This window comes from Massilia sp. IC2-477 (genome assembly GCF_020707265.1).
In the GTDB taxonomy this organism is placed as follows: domain Bacteria; phylum Pseudomonadota; class Gammaproteobacteria; order Burkholderiales; family Burkholderiaceae_D; genus Telluria.
Genome location: NZ_JAJFEQ010000020.1, coordinates 16,304 through 37,004 on the forward strand (window position 1 = coordinate 16,304; position 20,701 = coordinate 37,004).

Here is a 20,701-nt window from a genome sequence, read left to right on the forward strand (position 1 = left end):
TACCAATCCATATATTTCGGCCAGACCAAATATGCAAATGGACAGACCAAATGTGATGCATCCGTGCTAACCTTTCAGCACCACTGACGAGTTCGGCAGCTGGCACTTCCTTCTCAACACCGATCAGGACCAAGAAATGAAAACAAAAATCATATTGGAGACACTGGTATTGGCTGCGGCACTCACGGCAACCCAGGCGGGCGCGGCGCCGATTTCCCTGCAAGGCGGCACGGTTACCGCGACCTATAACGGCTCGGCCGACGGCGTGCTGGGACTCGATCACCTGTTCCAGCCTGAGCCGGGCAGCAACACCTCCGCAATCGATCCCGCCGGCTATCCCGACCTCGAATTCCTGACGGCTGACGGGCTGTTCGGCTTCGATTTCACACCCGGCGGACGGCTGGACGTCTACCTCAACCAGCCGAGCGTGGAGGCGGGCCAGTATCGCCTGGTCTTCGACTTCGGCGCCAGCCTGGCACAGGAAATCGGCAGCTTCACGCTGCTGGACGCCGGCGCCATCGGCGGCCTGCCGACGCTGTCGGTGCTGAGCGGGACCAGCATTGCGATCGATCTGTCTTCAGTCACCTGGAACGACACCTACGCCATGTTCTCGGCGCAGATCGGCACTGCCGCGGCGGTGCCGGAGCCGGGCAGCGTCGGCCTGGCCCTGGCCGGCCTCACCGGCCTGGCCCTGGCCCGGCGCCGCAAGAGCAGGGCACAACGCTAATCCCATTCCATCCTGTTCCAGGAGGTTCACATGAAACATCCAGGTTTCAAGGCATCGGCATGCGCCGCTGCCTTGCTGGCGGCCGTGTTCGGCCTGCCGGCCAGCGCCGCCACCGCCACCATTGACCCAGCGCGCCAGGTCGCGCCACTAGACGGCTGGGCCAGCCAGGCCGGCGGCACCAATGGCGGTGCGGCCGCCACCACCGACAACATCTACACCGTCACCAAGCGCTCGGAGCTGCTGGCCGCACTCGCCAACGGCGCCGACAACCCGAAGATCATCAAGCTGGTCGGCACCATCGACATGACCGAGGGGAAGCCCTATACGAGCACCGCGGACCAGTCGGCGCGCGGGTCGATCCGATTGAGGAGCAACACCACCCTGATCGGCGCCGACGCCAATGCCGGCATCATCAACGGCACCGTGCTGGTGTCGAACGTCTCGCAAGTCATCATCCGCAACCTCAAGATCGTGGCGCCCTGCGACGTCGAACCGGTCTGGGACCCTACCGACGGCTCGACCGGCAACTGGAATTCAGCCTTCGATGCAATCGGCGTCTCCGGCTCGCACCACGTGTGGGTCGACCACGTCACCTTCACCGATGTGCCGCTGACCGACAACTTCCTGCCGATCGAGAACGGCAAGAAGAAGCAGTGCCACGACGGCGCGCTCGACATCACCAATGCATCCGACTACGTGACCGTGTCGTACAACGTCTTCGGCCAGCACGACAAGAACACCCTGGTCGGCGGCAGCGATTCGGCCACCGCCGACGAAGGCAAGCTGCGGGTCACCTTCAGCAACAACGTGTACCGCGACATCGTCCAGCGCGCGCCGCGCGTGCGCTTTGGCCAGGTCCACGTCTTCAATAACTACTTCGTCGGCAGCAAGACCGCCTCGCCCTACGCGCACAGCGTCAGCGTCGCCGCGGGCAAGGCGGCCAAGATCCTGTCCGCCAATAACGTGTTCGAGATCGCCGGCGCGCAGCGATGCGACCAGGTGGTGACCAACATGAGCAGCACCAATCCCGGCTTCTTCAAGGACGCCGGTTCGCTGCTCAACGGCGCCCCACTTGGCGCCTGCTCGGTATCGAACGATGTCACCTGGACCCCGCCGTATGCCTTCACCCCGCGTCCGGCGGCGCTGGTGAAATCCAATGCGCTGACCCAGGCCGGGGCCGGCAAGATCGGCACGGCGATCAGCGGCACCGGCAAGGTCACCATCGACCAGAGCCCGACCCTGGTGTGCCCGGCGACCGGCCTGTACTTCTGCGACGACTTCCAGGACGGCAGCAGCGCCAAGTGGGACCTGCTCCCGGTGACGGGCCCGAACGGCAGCTTCAGCGTGAAATCGGAAGTGGTCGGCGGCGACAACAAGGTGCTGCAGTACACGGCCGCCAGCACCGGTGGCGTGCTCGCCCTGGTCAAGCCAGGCGCCTTCGGTGGTGTGCCATCCGGCGACTACTACGTCGAAGCGCGCATCCGTCCAATGACCAACGGCACCACGGGCAACAAGCTGCTCTACCTCGTCACGCGCTACGTCAACGCGTCCAACTGGTACGGCGCCGGTCTGAACGTGCAGAGCAGCACCGCCAGCACCCAGGTGGAAATCGCCAAGATGCTGAACAACTCGCTGAGCCGGCCGCGCCAGGTGCGCACCCCGATCGAGATGGATGCCGCCTTCTATACCGTGCGCTTCGAGATGATCGGCAGCACCCTGACGGTCTATCTCGACGGCCGCAACCTCGGCTCGGTCACGGACACGGCGTTTACACAGCGTGGACTGATCGGCCTGTACACGGCCAACAAGACCTTCATGATCGACGACGTGCGCGTGGGCGACCCGCGCATGAAACCGGTGCAGCTGAACATCGATCCTGCCGGCCAGGCCTACTCGGCGGAGGTCGGCGACGCACCCTACCAGGTGAAGGTGACGGCGATTACCAGCGACAACCAGCCGGATAGCTTCAGCGTCACATCGAGCAATCCGGCGGTGGTGGCAGTGACGACCGAAGGCAATACCGTGAGCCTGAATGCGGTCGGTGCGGGCAAGGCCGACATCGTGTTCCGCAGCGCGTCCGAACCTGCGGTCACGCGCACGATCACGGCGACCATCGCACCGCAGTTCGTGCAGCCGACGCAGACCTATGCGATGCAGGGCGCCAGCTTCCCGGCGCCGCTGGAGGCATCCGCGCACGTCGACACCTCGCTCAAGCTGGTGTTCGACAAGCCGCCGACCCTGGGCACGAGCGGCAGCATCCGCATCTTCCGCAAGGTCGATGATGCGCTGGTCGACGTCATCCGCGTGCGGGACGAAACCGACGCCCTCGGCTACGAAGGCCAGGCGCTGGTGCGCAAGGTGAACACGGCCCCGATCAGGATCGTCGGTAACACCGTGACCATCAAGCCGCACAGTAACAGGCTGGCCTACGGCACCGAGTACTACGTGGCGATCGCCGATGGCGTGTTCACGAATACGAGCCTGGGCGGCACGCCTTTCGTGGGCCTCGGCAAGGCAGCCGGCTGGACCTTCAGCACAAAAGCCAGTGCACCGACGGGCGGTACGCTGATGGTGGACGACGATGGCGAAGCCGACTTCCGCACCGTGCAGGGCGCGCTCAACCATGCCATGCAGCGCTTCGCGAAAGCAGATCCGGTCACCATCAACATTCGCAATGGCCGCTACGAGGAGCTGCTCTACCTGAACGGCAAGGACAACCTCAGCATCAAGGGGGAAAGCCGCGACGGCGTGATGATCTCGTATACCAACAACGAGACCCTGAATCCGGGCACGGGCAGCAGCCAGTCCGGTAGCGCGGCCGGTTCGCCCTCGGGCGGACGCGCCGTGATGCTGGTGGAAGCCTCGGACATGCTCAGCCTCGACACCCTGAGCCTGAAGAACACGACCATCCGCTCGAGCAGCATCTCGGGCCAGGCCGAGACCATCTACTTCAACAGCGACGGCCGCCTGGTGGCGAAGAACGCCAGCTTCTACAGCGAGCAGGACACGCTCAACCTGAAGGGCTGGTCCTGGTTCTACCGCACCCTGGTCGAGGGCAACGTGGACTTCATCTGGGGCAGCAGCCGCGCCGCCCTGTTCGAGGAAAGCGAGATCCGCTCGGTGGGCGACAGCGCCAACGCCAGCAGCGGCGGCTACGTGCTGCAGGCGCGGGTGCCGGCCGCCGCCGACATCGGCTACGTGTTCCTCAACAGCGCACTGACCCACGGCCCCGGCCCGGGACCGCTGCGCGGCGACGTGCCGAACGGCGCCACCTACCTGGCGCGCAGCCCGGGCGGCACCGCCACCTGGGACAACATCGCCTTCATCAACACCAGGATGGATACCCATGTGGCGCCAAGCGGCTGGGCAGGGCAGGGCGTGAACGGCCAGCCGGCGCCGAACCCGACAGTCGCACGCGCGGATGCGGGCTGGCGCGAGTACGGCAGCACCGACATGGCCGGCAATCCGCTCAACCTGGCGGCGCGGGTCGGCGGCTACATCCTGAGCGAGACCGATGTGGCGAACCGCTTCGCCACGCGCGAGAAGGTGTTTGCGGGGTATGGCAACGGAGCGGGGTGGAATCCGCAGCCGTAATGTAAGGATGCGATAGCATCGACGTGATCAAGCACCGGTGTCTCTTCTCAGGGACACCGGTGCGTTGATGTACTAATTCACAAGTTCAATCGTGCATGCATCCCGTCCGCTACGCTTTGTTTTGTAGAGAGCAGCATCTGCGCTTTGCATCATGAAATCGACGGGAGGGATGGGGAAACGGGCGACAGCAACACCAATACTTGTCGTGACATGCAATGTGCCTTGATTCGATTCGAAAGGTTCCCGTATCCGCTCAAGAATGCGCATAGCAAACTGCCTGGCCCTCTCGGTGGAGCTCATGCCCTCTGAAACGATAACGAACTCGTCCCCAGCGTAGCGATAAACCCGATCGGTAGGCCGAACTGCCGAGAGCAAACGGCGAGCAAATTCCGCAAGTACCATGTCACCCGTAGCGTGTCCGTACACGTCGTTAATTTCCTTGAATTTGTCCACATCTAGAAAGATAACGCTCAGCCCCTGACAGCACAGGCCTGCGCGCTCGACAATTGCGTCAACCTGTTGAGTAAATTGACGGCGGTTTCCCAGTCCCGTTAAGACATCAGTTTGGCTGATTCTCTCCAGTTTCTTCTCCGCCTCGAGTCGTTTGACAGACAGCGAATGAAAAGCCCGTCCCAGCGCACCGATCTCGTCTTTCCGGCTAATGTCGAGGACTTCGATGTCAGCTCCATTACGTTCTACAGCGATCACATGCCTGCGCAGCGTTCTAAGGGGCTTGAGCAACACGATCATCATGGCCCATCCGATCAGGCCAGCGAGAAGGGCGACCGCCAGAGCGCACGCCCACGCATATCTGCGAGCCTTCTCAATCCCAGCAAACGCCTCTTCTCCAGGAAACGAGGAACCCAAGATCCATTGAGGCCCCCTGACCTGCTTAAATGTGAGTATTGTCGATTTTTCAGTGTCATCTTCTGCCAGGGTCCAGCCTTCCCATCCATAGAAGGGGTGCTTCTTTCTGTCAATGTCTAATGGATATTGATTACCAATATTACGGGCCAATAATTGGCGATTGGGGTGATTCAATATCATGCCTTTTCGAGTCAAGGCGAAAATGTATCCCGTGGCGTTCGGGCGCAGGCGCGCAATATGTCCGAAAAAGTCCGGATCTTCCATGTCGATTCCTCCTGCTAATACGAGGACAATTTTTCCTTTTGAATCGCGGACTGGATGGGTAATCAACACGATCGCTCTACCAGTCAAGCTGCTAATAATCGGCTCGGATAATATGCCTCGCTGCTTCTGGAGAGTAGCCTCTAAATAATTCTTTTCTGTAAACTGGGACCGGACAACATCGCTTGTCTCCTTCAAATCGCCAGTGATTTGGCCGGATCCATTTAATGCGATGACATCGAGGAACGCTGTAGCAAGCCGTGGGTGCTGACTTAACAGCTTTTGCAGGCTCAAAGGGTCCTGGATCTGTTGCGCCGAAATCTCTTCTGCAATCGTTTCCAGTAAAGCACGTTTTGCGTCGAGTTCTGATTCAAGATGCAGCGCTGCACTCGTCAGGAGGGCGTATTGCTGACGCCCGGTAGACTGCTGCATTTCCTGATACGCGATTTCGAGAGCAATAGCTGTCGTCACAAGGCAAGCCAGTGCCACCAAGGATATAACTGTGGCGATCAACCGCCCCTTCAAAGTCCGTGGCAATATTTTAATTAACTGCATTCACTTCCTATCAGTTGTACTTGCGCTTCTTATTGAGGACCTCCACGACATGTAGAGACTTAATATGCACCATTCCGCTAAAAGTATGGTCCAGGCTAACAGGCCATCAACACCAGCTATAAGTTTTTGGAATCGGTTCCAAAACTTTGGTTATTCGTTTGTTTTCGGAGCGTAATTCTACCGCTCAATTTGTACATATTTAATGCAAATTTGTATCTACCCCCATGCGTGGGGGGAGTACATATCATTACATCGACATACATAATCGCTACATCTCATCCAGCGTTTTCAATCAGAATCTCGGCTGTAAATATTTATGGTTCAGGGCGCTGCGCACTCCTTTCGTCGCCGTCATTCTGTCTATAACTCCCCTATTGACTGCGCCAGTTCCGTTCATTGACGTGAGCCTTCGCATTTCCATCTAAAAAGAATTCATGGGTAACCTTAAAATCCGTTCGCGGCTGGCGCTGGTTTTTTTCATTTTGATCGCACTTATCCTGGTCATTGCAACCACAAGCATTTACGAATTGAAGGAACTTGAATCCAAGTTGCGTGAGGTTGTTGTTTCGAATAACCAGAAAACCAGGCTGGTAACGCAGATGTCTGAATCCATCCATATCCAGTCCCGAGTGATGCGAACCATTACCCTCCTGGATGATCCCGAGCTGATATCGGTGGAAAGCAGGAAGCTCGAGGAAGCGCGCGCTCGATACGATGAGGCGGCGGCAATGCTGTACTCGCTTCCAACAAGTAATTTGGGCCAGGAGATTCGCACCCGGATCAAGACAGCCCTCGCCCTGGCACGAGTGCAAAACGATCGGGTGCTCGCGATGGCGAGGTCGAATGAAGACGAAGCGGCGGTGGTCCATTTGCTGCGCGTGGCCGGGCCGGCTACCCAGGCTCTGCAAGACGTGCTGCACGAAAACTCGGCGCTGCAGGAGAAGCTCACGTCGGAATCCTTCAAGGCTGCCGAAGCTGCTTACGCTAACGATCTATGGATCCTCGGTACGCTGACGTCTGTAGCGGTGACGTTCGGCATTATTACGGCAGTAGTAATTTCACGATCGATCACGAAGCCAATCACCGCTGCGGTGGATGTGGCGCGGACTGTCGCGGCCAAGGATCTGACCAGCTGCATCACGTCCACAACACGTGATGAGACTGGCGAGTTGCTGGCCGCACTCGGACAAATGAACAATGGCCTTCGAGAGATTGTCAGCAAAGTCCGCGTTGGCGCCGAAAATGTGAGCGTAGCGGCCATTGAGATCTCGAATGGAAATACGGATCTGTCTAGCCGAACTGAACAGCAAGCATGTGCACTCGAACAGACAGCTGCCAGTACTGATCAGCTAGCTAGCACCATTAAAGACAATGCCAGGAGCGCCCAGCTCGCTGATGATCTGGCTTCGTCTGCGACCGATTCCGCAGCGCATGGCAGCACGATCGTGGATCAGGTTGTCACAACCATGGTCAAGATTTCAGGGGCGGCTCGAAAGATCGAGGAAATCATCGGTGTCATTGAGGGGATCGCGTTTCAAACAAATATCCTTGCTCTGAATGCTGCCGTCGAGGCAGCGCGGGCTGGCGAGCAAGGACGAGGCTTCGCTGTCGTTGCCGATGAGGTCAGGAACTTGGCGAAGGGAGCAGCGTCAGCTGCAAAAGAAATCAAGGTTCTGATCGACAGCTCTGTTCATACCATTAATGAAGGCACCGAACTGGCGCAGGATGCAGGTGAGGCAATACGCCAGGTAGTCGACAATATCCTGAGGGTCTCGTCAACCGTAAAAGCGATTGCAGTTGCCAGCGCCGAGCAGGCATCCGGTATTGAACAGGTAAATATTGCTGTCTCGAGCCTTGAACAGGTCACCCAACAGAACGCGGCCCAAGTCGAAGAGGCTGCCGCCGCGGCCGAGTCTCTGCGTAAAGAGGCGGCCACGTTGGCAGAGACGGTAAGCACGTTCAAGCTGCATCAGACGTCGGGGCTGCATGGCAAGCCGTCACACCTTGCCTTGGCGCTCGGCGACTCCACGCAGCCTGCATATCCGGCACGATGAAAAAACTGCCAAGCGACGGTTCCGCTTCGTTCCGGGTATATCAGCTTCAGCAAGTATCGACGAGCGTTCAAGCTCAAATGTGGCGACTGCGAAAGCGGGCAATTTGGGGCAGCTGGACTCCCCATTATCCTGTACACGCACTTGCAGCATGGGCGACGCCCTCATCCACACGCTTTGCAGGTCTGATGACCAAAGGAGGCGCTGTCATTGCGGAGCAGGATGGCGTTCTGTGGGGGTATGCAATGCTGGACATGAGCAACGGCGAAATCGAGTCACTTTTTGTCGAACCGCTATATCAAGGCAGAGGCGTCGGCCAGGCGTTGATGCGTTCCCTTGACGAGATGGCAGCCTCACACGGCGTTCAATATCTCTTCGCGTATGCCTCGCTTAACGCGCGCAGGTTTTTTCAAAGAGCAGGGTTCACGTTCGAACGCGAACAAGACCATGAGCATCATAGCGGGGCCACCTTGCGAGTTGCGTTCATGGCCAAAGCCTTGCGCTAGATGGCTGTCATCCACACGCAAGTCCTACGAAAACCGCGTTAACGTAATCAGGCGATCAGAATTGTCACACCCTACAAACAAAATGCTGCTCATTGCTGGGCCTGTCGAGAGCGAGACCTTGCCGCAGCTCCCGTTCGAACTCCAGCCGGTCATGCGGTTTTCAACCATGGAAGTCGAGCGTTACGAAATGCTCTACCGCGGCAAAATGCCCACATCCTGGCAGGCGGTGGACGAGGCGGTGATCTTCTTCCTTAGTACTGAACGCCCGCATCTTCCTCCACTCTTCGTCAATGTGTCCAACGAAGCGCTGTTGACAGTTGCGGATGACATTTTCACGAAGGCATCCTCAAGTAACGATGTGGTGTTCGAGCTGAGTGAAGCCTTTGCTGGATACGCGGACTGCCGCTCGATCAGCGTCAAGGCAAACCTGCTGATCACGAATGGTGCGCGACTTGCACTCGACGATTTCGGTGCGGGACGAGACGGGCTGGACAGGTTCTATTCGCTTGAAGGTATTTCGACCGTCAAGATTGACAGGAATTTCATAGCGACTTGTATGGCGCGTCCCGACGCCGCCGAGACCTTGAAGCATTTGATCACTCAGTGGAAAGCGCAAGCCGTCAGTTCCGTGGCAGAAGGACTGGAAACCGAATCCATGTTCGACTTCGCGCACGAGATCGGGATCGAAATGGCCCAGGGATGGTATGTGGATGCGCTCGCCCAGAATGCCCTCAAATCTCGGATGGAAGAAACGGAGTCATGACTCTTCATGCGCTTGGCGTGGCAATCATCGTGAAAGAATCGCACCGTTGAACAACATCTCTTCAACTCGATCGCTTAACAATCCCCCAGAGAGCACGCTGCAATTTGTCGAGGGGACTCTCGAGTGCATTCAGGCCGAGCTTGAGAGACCGGAAAAGCTGGCTAGCCTCCTTGGTGCCAGGGTGCCAGCAAGCTGGCCGCCAGGGCAGTTTGACCGTGACGCCTTGCTGTACTTCAGGGACCTTATTCAGGAAGACGCGCAGCTTTACTCTGGATGGCTGGTTTGGTATGGGATCATAGAAGAGGCGTCAGGAAGAAAATGGTTGGCTGGGGTTGGTGGATATTTCGGCCCTCCACTCCGTGGTGAAGTCGAGATCGGCTACTCGGTAGCCCCGGAGTTCGAAGGGCGCGGATTTGCGCAGCAAATGACGCAGTTTCTTGTGCGACGCGCGTTTGACAACCCTGCGGTTTCGGTTGTACGGGCTCGTGTCGACACTGGCAATACGCGATCCATCAACGTTTTAATGAGATCCGGTTTCGAGCTCGCGCCCTTCGACGAAGCTACTGAGCAGCTGGATTTCTCGATTCGACGAAGCCAGGTGCCGTGACCGTCGACACGTGGACGTGAAGGATTACCGGACAGGGGAACAGTAAGGCGGATGTCATTTCGTCGGCCTGCTTGAGGGCTGCTGGAGGTCGGCCGCAGCGGCTGATGTACGAGGTCGCGTTCGACGGCGCAGGGGGGGCGACATACGGCGACTGGCCGGATAAGTGACAGCCGAGGGCCTCAGTCCTGACCTGCGCTGCGCCCTTTCGATACGCGCAGGCGCCCGATGGTGTCGATCAGCTCATCCACCCGGACCGGCTTGACCAGGTGGGCCGCGAATCCGGCCTCGCGTGACATCCGGCGATCCTGTTCCTGGCCGTAGCCGCTGACGGCGACGAAGGTGGCGCCGTTGGAGCAGGGCAGCTGGCGGAGCGCCTTGGCCAGCGCGTGTCCGCTCATGTCCGGCAGGCCGATATCGAGCAGGATGAAGTCGAATGCTTCTTCCGTCGCCGCAGCCAGCGCGGCCTGGGCCGAATGTTCGGCCCTGACCCCGTGTCCGGCTGCCTCGAGCAGCATGGCCAGGGTGTTCGCGGCGTCGACGTTGTCGTCCACGACCAGGATGCGGCTGGTGGCCGCGCCGGCTGTATTCGCTGTTAGTTCCGATGCGAAGCCCGCGCTGGATTCGCTGCCCACGGCCGGCAGCAGCGGCAGGCGCACCGTGAAAGTGCTGCCCTGGCCCGGCCCCTTGCTGTCGGCGTCGACGGCGCCGTCGTGCAGCTCGACCAGTTTTTTCACGAGGGCCAGGCCGAGCCCGAGCCCGCCCTGGGCGCGGCCGGGCGTGCGTTCGCCCTGGGTGAACAGGTCGAACACCTCCGGCAGCAGGTCCGGATCGATGCCGATGCCGTTATCCTGCACCTGCAGCACGGCGCGATCACCCTGCTGCTGCAGGCTGACGCGCAGCTCGCCGCCATCCGGCGTGTATTTCGCGGCATTGCCCAGCAGGTTAGCCACCACCTGGATCAACCTGGTCCGGTCGCCGTTCACCGGCATCGGATAGCTCGCGATGTCCAGCGTGAGGCGGTGCCGGCGGGTTTCGATCAGGGGCACGATCTGCTCGACGGCTTCGCGCACCACGGCGCCGAGTTCCACTTGCGTCCTGTTGATGGTGGCCAGGCCGCGCGTGACGCGCGACACGTCCAGCAAGTCGTCGACCAGGTGCGTCATGTGCGCCACCTGGCGCGAAATGACCTCGCTGGTCTGCTTGATCCGCGGCTCGTTCGCAAACAGCATGCGCAGGAGCTGGGCGGCGCTGCTGATCGGCGCCAGCGGATTGCGCAGTTCGTGCGCCAGCATTGCCAGGAACTCGTCCTTGCGCTGGTGTTCCCGCTGCAGGTGGTCCTGCTGCCGGTGCAGGCGATCGAGCATTTGGTTGATGGAGCGGGCCAGGGTGACTGTTTCACTGCTGCCCGCCAGTTCGGCGCGGTGCTCGCTGATGCCTTCTTCGCCAAGCCGGCTGGCGAACTGCTCGAGCTTGCGCAGGTCCTGGGTCAGGCCGAGCGACAGGCGCGACCCCAGCAGGAACACGATCACGGCCAGCAGGGCTGCGATGCCGCCGATCAGGCTGTACTGCGACCAGGGTGTCTCCAGAATGTGAGCGAGTCCACTGGTGTCGACGCGCAGGACCAGGCCCAGGTGCGCGAAGCGGGCGGGCGCCTTCACCGGCATGTCCAGGTGGGTTCCCTCGGCCGCTGGGCGCGGCTGCGCCTTCCAGGCCAGCTGTGCGGAAGGGACGGGGGCGAGGTCGCGCATCCTGACTTTGTAGACCAGGGCGCCTTCCGGAGTATTGGTGCGCGAATAGCGCAACAGCGAAACGCCGACGAGTTCCGCGCCCTCGGGCCGGTCGAAGATGGCGGCGCTTTCCACGCCATCGTCGAGACGCGCGCGCAGCCAGGCCAGTTGCGTCTCGTCGAAGCGCTCGAGGCCATTGCCGGCGACCGGCTTGCCTTCGAAATCGGTGAACAGGACCTGGACCGGGATGCCGTTGATCTGCCGCAGGCCGCCGAGGAAGGGGGCCAGGTAGGTTTCCCTGCCCGCGCTGTCGACCAGGCCGGTCGCCAGGATGGGGCTGGCCGCCACTTCGTCCATGCGCGTGGCGAGCGTCGCCAGCGTATTGCCCACGGTGCGCGCATTGAACGCGGCCTCGCGCTGCTGCAGCAGCTCCACGGCGGATGCATGCTGGCGGTTGACCAGCCAGAACGAGGCGGCCGCCGCCAGCAGCACGGCGCAGGCGGCCAGGATGGCCGACGCCAGCGCGAAGCGCTGCGTCAGGCTCGCAGACCTGAGCATCGACCACATCGCCATGCTCAGTCGTCCGTCGGCACGAGCACGCCGTCCGCGCGGTAGCGGGCGATCAGCAGTTCTTTGCTGCTGAGTGCTTCGTGACGCGTGGCCGTGAACGGCGGCGCATAGGTCTTGACCAGCCCGCGATGCTGGCGCAGCTTCTCCAGCGCGTCGCGTACCGCCTTGCGGTCGGTGCTGCCGGCCAGGTCGATGGCCTTGGCCAGGATGTGCATCAGGTCATAGGCATGGGCCACCCCCACTGGACCCCGGATGTCTTCGATCCTGCGCACCGGCGAAATCGCGGCGGCGCTGGCCATGAAGCGCGCGACGGCCTTCTGGTCCGCCCTGAAGAAGGAAAAGGTCTGGATCACGGAAAAGTCGACCTGGTTCAGGGCCGGCCCTGCCTGCCTGACGAACTCGCCGCCGGTGACGCCCCAGTGGCTCAGGATCGGTACCCGTTCGTTCTTCGGCAGCGCAGCCACTTCGCGCACCAGCACCGCCGCTTCATCGTCGTTGGCCACCAGGATGACGGCCTGCGCGCCGGCCCTGCGCAGCGCCTGGTACCTGGCAACCAGAGTCTGGTCGCGCCAGTTGTACCAGGCGGTCTGCACGATGCTGAGCTCCTTGTGGGTAGCCGCGAACTTCTCCGCCGCGGCCAGGTTGCTGCGGCCCCAGGAGGTATTCGTCAGCAGCAGCCCGACCCGTCCCAGGCCCCGCTTGTGCGCCGTCTGCAGCAGCTTGGGCATGGCCAGGCTGTCGCGCAGCGACAGGCGGAAGACGTAATTCGGATGCATGTCGTTGTCGATGATGCCGTCGGCCGAGGACCATGGCGCCATGAACAGGGTCCGGGTTGCCTTGAGGGTTGGCAGCTCTTCGATGATCACGGGACTGAAGCGTCCCCCGAACACCGCAACGAGATCCGGCATGCGCGCGAATTCTTCGATGTTGCGGATGCCGCGCGCCGGGATCGAACGGTGGTCGCGGGTAATGAGTTCGACGGGCCGGCCGCCCAGTACACCACCGGCGCGGTTGATCTCGGCGATGGCCGTGCGGATGCCCAGTTCGACCGCCTGGGCAGAGGTGCTGTTGTCCAGTCCGAACTCGGCATCCAGGCCGACGCGTACCGGCATGGGCTGAGCCTTTGCCCCGGTACAAACGGCGCACAGGACAAGGAGCGCGGCAAGGGAATTGCTCAAACGGGAGAGAATCGGATTCAGCATGGAGAGGTCAACAACATAGTTGGGCGTTCTGATTTTCTATAGAACGCTGCGCGCGCGAAACACGGGAGTATGACAGTATTCAAACCAGCTGGACCACCCTTGTGGCGGCGCAGGCGCGTTAACATTCAACACATCTGTAAAGACTGTAAGCAACTGTTTCAGAATGCCGAAGCGCGTTTAATAATTGCATTTTGGAATGCTAGATACCTCATCTGTTTCTTTTGGCAGAACAAGAAAGGTATTCATAACATGTCCCAGGCCACATCCCGCTTCGCCCTGCTCGGCGCCACTGTCCTCAGTGCAGCCGTCCTGTCCTCCTGCGGCGGCGGCGGCGGTGGCGATACCGCCCCGGCCACTCCGCTCAGCACCCTCGGCACCCTGGCGGTCTCGATGACCGACGCCCCGGCCTGCGGCTTCGACGCTGTCAATGTGACCGTGTCCAAGGTGCGCGTGCACCGCAGCGAAGCTGCGGCGGAGACGGACAGCGGCTGGACGGACATCACCCTGAACCCGGCGAAGAAGATCAACCTCCTGAACCTGACCAACGGCGCGCTCGAAGCGCTGGGCCAGACCACGCTCGAAGCAGGGCGCTATTCCCAGCTGCGTCTCGTGCTGGACGCGAATGCCAACGGCAGCGCCAACACCGTGGTGCCAACCGTGGGCAAGGCCGAGCAGCCGCTCAACACCCCGAGCGGGGCCCAGAGCGGCATCAAGCTGGTGGGCAGCTTCGACGTGAGCGCCGGCCAGAAGACCGACGTGGTGCTCGACTTCGACGCCTGTAAATCGGTGGTCACCCGGGGCCGCGGCGGTTACGCGCTCAAACCGGTGGTGAAAGTGGTGCCGGCGGCCCTGAACGGCATCTCCGGTTTCGTCAGCACGGCGCTGCTGGGCCGCAGCGTGCAGGTAACGGCACAGCAGAACGGCCAGATCGTCAGCGCCACCGCGCCGAATCCGACCACGGGCGAATTCGTCCTCTCGCGCCTCGCGCCGGGCAACTACGACGTGGTGATCACGGCTGGCGACAGCGCCGCCAGCGTGGTCGCCGGCGTGCCGGTGGCCACGACCACCAGCACCACGGTACTGAGCACCTCGGCCGCCCCGATCCTGCTCGCGCCGGGCAACACCGGTTCGATCGGCGGCACCGTGACCATGAACCCGGCCAATACCGAGGCAGCCTACGTGTCGGCCAAGCAGAGCTTCGTGGCCGGACCGACTGTCACCATCAGGTACCAGGGCGCGGACCTGGTCTCGGGCGCCTACAGCATCGCCAGCCTGCCGGTGGGGGCGCCGCAGTTCGCTGCGTACAGCAGCACGCTGCCGCTGGTGTTCAATGCCAGCACCGCGGCCCCTGCCGGCAAATACCGCGTCGAGGCGGCGGCGGCCGGCTACGTGACGAAAGCGGTGGATGGCGTGGACATCAGCGTCGCCAACCGGTCGAACGTGAACTTCGCACTGACCCGCTGACGTCCTCGGTCCGGGGTCATGCTCCGGGGGGCAGGTCTGACAATTGGACACGGGCTCGGCGCTAGTTGTTTGTCCAAGGCAGAGACCGTGTCCGAAAGTCAGACTGACCCTCGTTTTGTGGGAAAGCGCGCGATCACGGTGTCTGACGCCGCAGCGTGATGCGCGTCAACTCGGCAGGCACGCCAAGCCGAAGCGCGAAGCCCGGCCACAGAGCCGTGCCATTGTTCAGGTACAGCGTCATGCCGTCGACCTCGTAGCGGCCCGAAACGAAGCCATTGTTCGCCCGTGCCACCACGCGATCGAGCCCGATGATCATGCCGCCATGTGTGTGGCCGGACAATTGCAGCGCGACGCCGCGGCTGGCTGAGAAGCGGGCATTCCTGGGCTGGTGATCGAGCAGCACGACCGGCACGCCGGCCGGCGCGCCGCGGAGTGCCGCATCGAGGTCGGGCGCGGGGGCGCCGGTGCGCGGGGCGGTCACGTCGTTGACGCCGGCGAGCACCAGTTGCCCGGTACCTCGACTGATGATGGTGTGACTATTGTCCAGAGGCCTCATGTTGAGCCCCGCAAAGTACGCCATCCATGCGCGGTGGCCGAAAAAGTACTCGTGATTACCGGGAATGACCCAGACCCCATCCGGAGCGCGCAGGTCGCGCAGCGCGGCCACGTCGGCTTCGCGCTGCGCGACATTGCCATCGATGAGGTCACCGGTGATGACGATCAGGTCCGCCCCGAGCGCATTGGCATCATCGACGACCTTGCGTGTCCATGCTGCGTCGAACAGGCGACTGATGTGCAGGTCGGTCAGGTGCAGCACCCGGTAGCCGTCGAACTCACGCGGCAAGTCCTTTACTGAAATCTGTATGTCCTTCAGCGGAGGCGGCTTGATCGCCTGCATGACGCCGAACGCGGCCAGCAGCATGGCAGCGACGCCGATCGCACCGCGCAGGCGCGCGGCGATTGGCACGCGGCGACGCTGAACCAGTGCGACGAGCAGAGCGCCAACATCGAGCAATAGCTGGAACACAGCCAGCAGCAACATGGCGCCAAACGCCCAGTTGAACAGGATGATGAGGGATTTCGGAAACTCCGGCGAAAACACGCTGCCGGAAGAAAAGCGCGACCAGAGGTGATATTGCGAGGCCAGCGCCAACAGGACGGCGCCAGCCAGCTTTGTGCGCCCGGACAAGGGTAGCGGCAATAGCCAACGTACCAGCACAACGACGCAGGGCAAACTGAACATCAGATGGAACATCAGGTGCGCTCCATTTGCTTCCAGTCGCGGCCGGAATCGGCAGGATTGCAGTGTGGGGGTGTGGTGGCGCCGGAAGAAAATAAGAGGAAAATACGCATCATGTCCTGAGTTCGAACTGTCGACCGGTAAGCATAGCGTAGATTGTGTGAAGGCACTGGCGGCGATGCGATCCGGCGCTGCACATGCAGGGCGTATCTGCGCTGAGGGCTTCCGAAACACGATCGCTTGCTGTCCCGCTGATCGCTCGACAGCAAGCGTGCGCCCTCCCGGACTTTGCTAATATAGCAAGCCTGTCCAACACAACCGGAGGGGTGCAATGAAAGATCACATCAGCGACGCCGAAAACCTGCTGTCCGCCAGTGCGTTCAAGGACGGCGTCGACCGTCGCGTCTTCCTGAAAGCTGCCATGGGCAGCGGATTTGCCGTCGCGGCCCTGCCGGTGGTGGCCCAGAACATGATCCAGACCTCGGCCGAAGGCCTGGACGCCGCCGACCACATCGTCGTAATCAACGGCCAGGACGTGCCGGTCTACCGCGCCCAGCCCAAGGACCGCACCAACCTGCCGGTCATCCTCGTCATCTCCGAGATCTTCGGCGTCCATGAACACATCAAGGACGTGGTGCGCCGCTTTGCCAAGGCCGGCTACCTGGCCGTGGCGCCCGACCTTTTCGTGCGCCAGGGCGATGCGACCAAGGCGCCGGATACCGCCACGCTGATCAAGACCATCGTCTCCAAGGTGCCGGACGCCCAGGTGATGTCCGACCTCGATACCATCGTCAAGTGGACCAAGCAGCGCGGCGGGAATACCGACAAGCTGGGCATCACCGGCTTCTGCTGGGGCGGGCGCATCACCTGGCTGTACGCGGCCCACAATCCGGACGTGAAGGCCGGCGTGGCCTGGTACGGCCGCCTGGTGGGCGAATCGAACCCGCTGCAGCCGAAGCACCCGATCGACGTGGCCCAGAGCCTGAAGGTGCCGGTGCTCGGCCTGTACGGCGCCAAGGACCAGGGCATCCCGCTCGACACCGTGGAGCGCATGCGTACCGCGCTCAATGCCGGCAACAGCAAGTCGCAGATCCACGTCTACCCGAATTCGGGCCACGCCTTCCATGCCGACTACCGCAAGGATTTCAATGCCGCGGACGCGAAAGACGGCTGGAGCAAGGCGCTGAACTGGTTCGGCACGCACGGCGTCGCCTGATCTTGCACGGCTATAAACCGGGCAGGTTACAATGCCCGGTTTGCAGCCCGCACTGGGGCTGTCAGGCTCCAGAACAAGAGGCTTTCAAATCGACCCCGTCCTTTCTTCCATCCTGCTGGCGACCGTGATCGCCGGCGTCGTCAGCATTACCGGCGCTGCCGTATTCTCGTTCGCGCTGCTGTCGAAAGTGGTGGAGCGGATGGTCAGCCTGTCGGTCGGCATCATGCTGGCCACCTCGCTGCTGCACGCGCTGCCGGAAGCCTTCGAGTCGAACGCCGATCCGCGCAGCCTGTTCGCCACGCTGCTGGGCGGCCTGCTGGCCTTCTTCGTGCTGGAAAAACTGGCGATCCTGCGCCATTCGCACCACCACGAAGGCGACGGCCACCACCACGCGCATGGCCATGACGCCCATCAGGCCGGCAAGTCGGGCTGGATGATTCTGCTGGGCGACGCGATGCACAACTTCACCGACGGCATCCTGATCGCCGCGGCCTTCCTCGCCAACCCGGAACTGGGCATCGTCACCGCGCTGGCCATCGTCGCGCACGAGATCCCGCAGGAGATCGGCGACTTCATCGTGCTGCTCAACGCCGGCTTCTCGCGCCTGCGCGCCTACGTCTTCAACCTGCTGTGCAGCCTGATGGCGGTGGTGGGCGGCCTGCTCGGCTACTTCACCCTGGACCAGGCCAGCGGCCTGATTCCCTACGTGCTGGTGTTCGCGTCCTCCGGCTTCATCTACATCGCCGTCAGCGACCTGATGCCGCAGATGCAGCGCCGCGCCACCGTGCGCGAATCGGTGCCCCAGGTGGCGCTGATCGCGCTCGGCGTGGCCATCGTGGTGGCGCTGAACCACGCGTACTGACGCGGTTTTCCCTTTTTACTTTTCCGATGCCCGGCAGGGCAGGGCTGCGCACGCTTCTTGTCTTGTTATTGATAATGACTTATCATTACCGTCAGAACTCAACAACAAGGAAGCCCCGCCATGCCATCTCCGACCCTGCAACGCACGCCGCTCGCGCTGGCGATCCTGTTCGCCTTTGCCGCGCCGCTCGCCCATGCCCAGACCGACAGCCGCCTGAAGGCCGACCCCGACAGCGTTCCGACCGTGGTGGTGTCCGCCAGCGCGCTCGGCGTGCTGGAAGACGACATGATCACGCCCGTCACCTCGCTGTCCGGCGGCGCCCTGGTGCGCGCCCGCGAATCGACACTGGGCGAGACCCTGGCCAACCAGCCGGGCATCAGCTCGAGCCACTTCGGCGCCGGCGCCAGCCGCCCGGTCATCCGCGGCATGGATGGCCCGCGCGTGAAGATCCTGTCCGACGGTGCGGAAGTGCAGGACGCGTCCACCATCAGCCCGGACCACGCGGTCGGCTTCGAGCCGGTGCTGGCCGAACGCATCGAAGTGCTGCGCGGCCCGTCGGCGCTGGCCTATGGCGGCGGCGCGGTGGGCGGCGTGGTCAACATCCTGGACCGCAAGATTCCAACCCGGATGCCGGACAAGCCGATCGAAGGCAGCGCCGAGGTGCGCGGCAATTCCGTGGCGCGCGAAAAGACCGGTGCCTTCGAACTCACCGGCGGGGCGGGCAACATCGCCGTGCACGCCGAAGGCGTCAAGCGCGACGCCGGCGACTACCGTGTCGGCAAGGGCTGGGAAGACGGCAAGCGCGTGAACGGCAGCTACAAGGAAACCGAAACCGGCACCGTCGGCCTGTCCTGGGTGGGCGAGCGCGGCTACCTGGGCGCGGCCTACACCAGGGAGCGCACGGAATACGGCATCCCCGGCCACAATCACGAATTCGAGAGCTGCCACCCGCACGGCGACCACCTGCATTGCGGCGGCCATGGCCACGAGGAGGGCGAAGAGCACGACCACGAGCACGAGCACGGCGCCGAGGAAGTGCCGGTCGTGAAGCTGAATAGTGACCGCTGGGACCTGCGCGGCGAATACCGCAATCCGGTGGCCGGCATCGAAAAAGTGCGCCTGCGCGCCGCCTTCACCGACTATCGCCACGACGAGCTCGAAGAGAACGTGGTCGCTACCAGCTTCCTGAACAAGGGGCACGACGTGCGTCTTGAAGCGGAACATGCGCCGCTGGGCGGCTGGCGCGGCGTGATCGGCCTGCAGACCACGCGCCGCGACTTCCGCACGGTTGGCGAAGAGGCCTACGTGCCGCCGACCGTGACGAAGAAACACGCCGTGTTCGTCACCGAGGAATACAAGCTGGACAACTGGCGCTTCGAGGCCGGCGCGCGCCACGAGTGGCAGGACATCGCGGTCGACAGCGCGACGCAGAACGATACCGATGCGCGCGGCACCTCGGTGGCGCTGGGCGCGGTGTGGAAGTTCCAGCCGCAGTATTCGCTGCGCGCCGGCCTGTCGCGCAGCCACCGCCTGCCCACCGCGGAAGAGCTGTACGCCGGTGGCGTGCACCTGGCCACAGCCACCTATGAGATCGGCAACCAGGACCTTGGCAAGGAAACCTCGAACAACATCGACATCACCCTGCGCAAGTTCGAAGGCGACACCACCTTCTCGCTGAGCGCCTTCCACAACCGCGTCGACAACTACATCTACGCGCACACGCTGGACAACCACGATGGCTTCCAGCTGGTGGAATACGCGCAGCGCGACGCCACCTTCACCGGCTTCGAAGGAGAGCTGCGCCACAAGTTCTCAAAGGTGGTGGAGGGCACGCTGTTCGGCGACCTCGTGCGCGCCCGGTTCGAAGGCGGGGAGGGCAGCCGCAACATCCCGCGCATCCCGGCGCACCGCATCGGCGTGCGCCTGAACGCCGACTGGCAGGCCTGGCACGGCATGCTGGAACTGGTCCGTGTCGGCAAACAGGACCGGGTGGCGGAGTTCGAGGGCCGTACCGGCGGATACAATATGCTGAACCTCGGCACACACTATACGACGCGCATTGGCGGCGTGCCGGCCCAGCTCTACGCCCGCATCAACAACCTCACAAATGAACTGGCGTTCAGCCACACGTCCTTCATCAAGGAAGCGGCGCCGCTGCCGGGCCGTAACATCACCGCGGGCCTGCGCTTCGTCTTCTGATGAAACAACTGATCAGGTTTGCCGACTACGCGGGCATCGCGGCGTCGGCCCTGTGCCTGGTACATTGCCTGGCGATGCCGCTGCTGCTGGCGGCATTTCCGCTGCTGGGATTGGGGAACGACCATCATGCGCTGCATGACGCCTTGCTGGTGGGCGTGAGCCTGCCGGTGCTGCTGGCGCTGGTGCCCGGCTATGTAAAGCACCGGGATCCGGCGGCGCTGGGGCTCGGACTGGCCGGGCTGAGCGCCTTCCTGGTGGCGGTGTTCGTGGTCGGTCCGCGCTTCGGGGAG

The 20,701-nt window shown here is 62.4% G+C and carries 15 protein-coding genes; 11 read left to right on the forward strand and 4 right to left on the reverse strand.

The window, feature by feature from the left end; genetic code table 11:
• The first annotated feature begins 136 nt into the window (after window positions 1-136).
• Window positions 137-727: a PEP-CTERM sorting domain-containing protein gene (locus LK542_RS24155; RefSeq protein ID WP_227813912.1), complete on the forward strand. Its 591-nt coding sequence runs from the start codon at window positions 137-139 to the stop codon at window positions 725-727.
• A gap of 30 nt (window positions 728-757) precedes the next feature.
• Window positions 758-4,321: a pectinesterase family protein gene (locus tag LK542_RS24160; protein WP_227813913.1), complete on the forward strand. Its 3,564-nt coding sequence runs from the start codon at window positions 758-760 to the stop codon at window positions 4,319-4,321.
• Between the two features lie 72 nt (window positions 4,322-4,393).
• Here the strand turns inward: LK542_RS24160 and LK542_RS24165 are convergent, their stop codons facing one another.
• Window positions 4,394-6,004: a diguanylate cyclase domain-containing protein gene (locus LK542_RS24165; protein ID WP_227813914.1), complete on the reverse strand. Its 1,611-nt coding sequence runs from the start codon at window positions 6,002-6,004 to the stop codon at window positions 4,394-4,396.
• Between the two features lie 434 nt (window positions 6,005-6,438).
• On the opposite strand from LK542_RS24165, the gene LK542_RS24170 reads away from it, so the two are divergent.
• The 4 genes from LK542_RS24170 to LK542_RS24185 all read left to right on the forward strand — a co-directional run bounded on the left by LK542_RS24170 (window position 6,439) and on the right by LK542_RS24185 (window position 9,931).
• Entirely contained in the window at window positions 6,439-8,058 is a 1,620-nt protein-coding gene (locus LK542_RS24170; RefSeq protein ID WP_227813915.1) for a methyl-accepting chemotaxis protein, read from the forward strand.
• Window positions 8,055-8,561 carry a GNAT family N-acetyltransferase gene (locus LK542_RS24175; RefSeq protein ID WP_227799936.1) on the forward strand — a complete coding sequence of 169 codons (507 nt, stop codon included), beginning with the start codon at window positions 8,055-8,057 and terminating at the stop codon, window positions 8,559-8,561. Before LK542_RS24170 ends, LK542_RS24175 begins: the two co-directional genes overlap by 4 nt.
• Window positions 8,562-8,643: 82 nt before the next feature.
• On the forward strand, window positions 8,644-9,324 hold the full coding sequence (locus LK542_RS24180; RefSeq protein WP_227813916.1) for an EAL domain-containing protein: 681 nt from the start codon (window positions 8,644-8,646) through the stop codon (window positions 9,322-9,324).
• A 46-nt stretch (window positions 9,325-9,370) separates the two neighbouring features.
• Complete coding sequence (locus LK542_RS24185; RefSeq protein ID WP_227799938.1) at window positions 9,371-9,931, forward strand: GNAT family N-acetyltransferase; 561 nt, start codon at window positions 9,371-9,373, stop codon at window positions 9,929-9,931.
• A gap of 179 nt (window positions 9,932-10,110) precedes the next feature.
• Here the strand turns inward: LK542_RS24185 and LK542_RS24190 are convergent, their stop codons facing one another.
• Together LK542_RS24190 and LK542_RS24195 are read right to left on the reverse strand one after the other, a co-directional pair.
• Window positions 10,111-12,216 (reverse strand): hybrid sensor histidine kinase/response regulator, encoded by a 2,106-nt coding sequence (locus tag LK542_RS24190; RefSeq protein ID WP_227813917.1) that lies wholly within the window; start codon window positions 12,214-12,216, stop codon window positions 10,111-10,113.
• Window positions 12,217-12,233: 17 nt separating this feature from the next.
• Window positions 12,234-13,340 (reverse strand): ABC transporter substrate-binding protein, encoded by a 1,107-nt coding sequence (locus LK542_RS24195; RefSeq protein ID WP_227813918.1) that lies wholly within the window; start codon window positions 13,338-13,340, stop codon window positions 12,234-12,236.
• A gap of 339 nt (window positions 13,341-13,679) precedes the next feature.
• On the opposite strand from LK542_RS24195, the gene LK542_RS24200 reads away from it, so the two are divergent.
• The gene (locus tag LK542_RS24200; protein ID WP_227813919.1) at window positions 13,680-14,894 is read left to right on the forward strand and encodes a DUF4382 domain-containing protein; all 1,215 of its coding nucleotides are present in this window, start codon (window positions 13,680-13,682) and stop codon (window positions 14,892-14,894) included.
• Between the two features lie 133 nt (window positions 14,895-15,027).
• Here the strand turns inward: LK542_RS24200 and LK542_RS24205 are convergent, their stop codons facing one another.
• Complete coding sequence (locus LK542_RS24205; RefSeq protein WP_227813920.1) at window positions 15,028-16,149, reverse strand: metallophosphoesterase; 1,122 nt, start codon at window positions 16,147-16,149, stop codon at window positions 15,028-15,030.
• Window positions 16,150-16,465: 316 nt separating this feature from the next.
• Between LK542_RS24205 and LK542_RS24210 the strand changes: the two genes are divergently transcribed.
• The 4 genes from LK542_RS24210 to LK542_RS24225 form a co-directional block, all read left to right on the forward strand.
• A complete protein-coding gene (locus LK542_RS24210) occupies window positions 16,466-17,350 on the forward strand; it encodes a dienelactone hydrolase family protein (RefSeq protein ID WP_227813921.1) in 885 nt (294 codons plus the stop codon).
• A 112-nt stretch (window positions 17,351-17,462) separates the two neighbouring features.
• Window positions 17,463-18,212, forward strand: coding sequence for a ZIP family metal transporter (locus LK542_RS24215; protein WP_229521376.1), 750 nt, complete (start codon window positions 17,463-17,465; stop codon window positions 18,210-18,212).
• Window positions 18,213-18,332: 120 nt separating this feature from the next.
• Window positions 18,333-20,411, forward strand: a complete 2,079-nt coding sequence (locus LK542_RS24220) for a TonB-dependent receptor domain-containing protein (RefSeq protein WP_227813923.1) — start codon at window positions 18,333-18,335, stop codon at window positions 20,409-20,411.
• On the forward strand, window positions 20,411-20,701 hold a 291-nt coding region (locus tag LK542_RS24225; protein WP_227813924.1), incomplete at its 3' end, for a MerC family mercury resistance protein. The genes LK542_RS24220 and LK542_RS24225, both read left to right, overlap by 1 nt.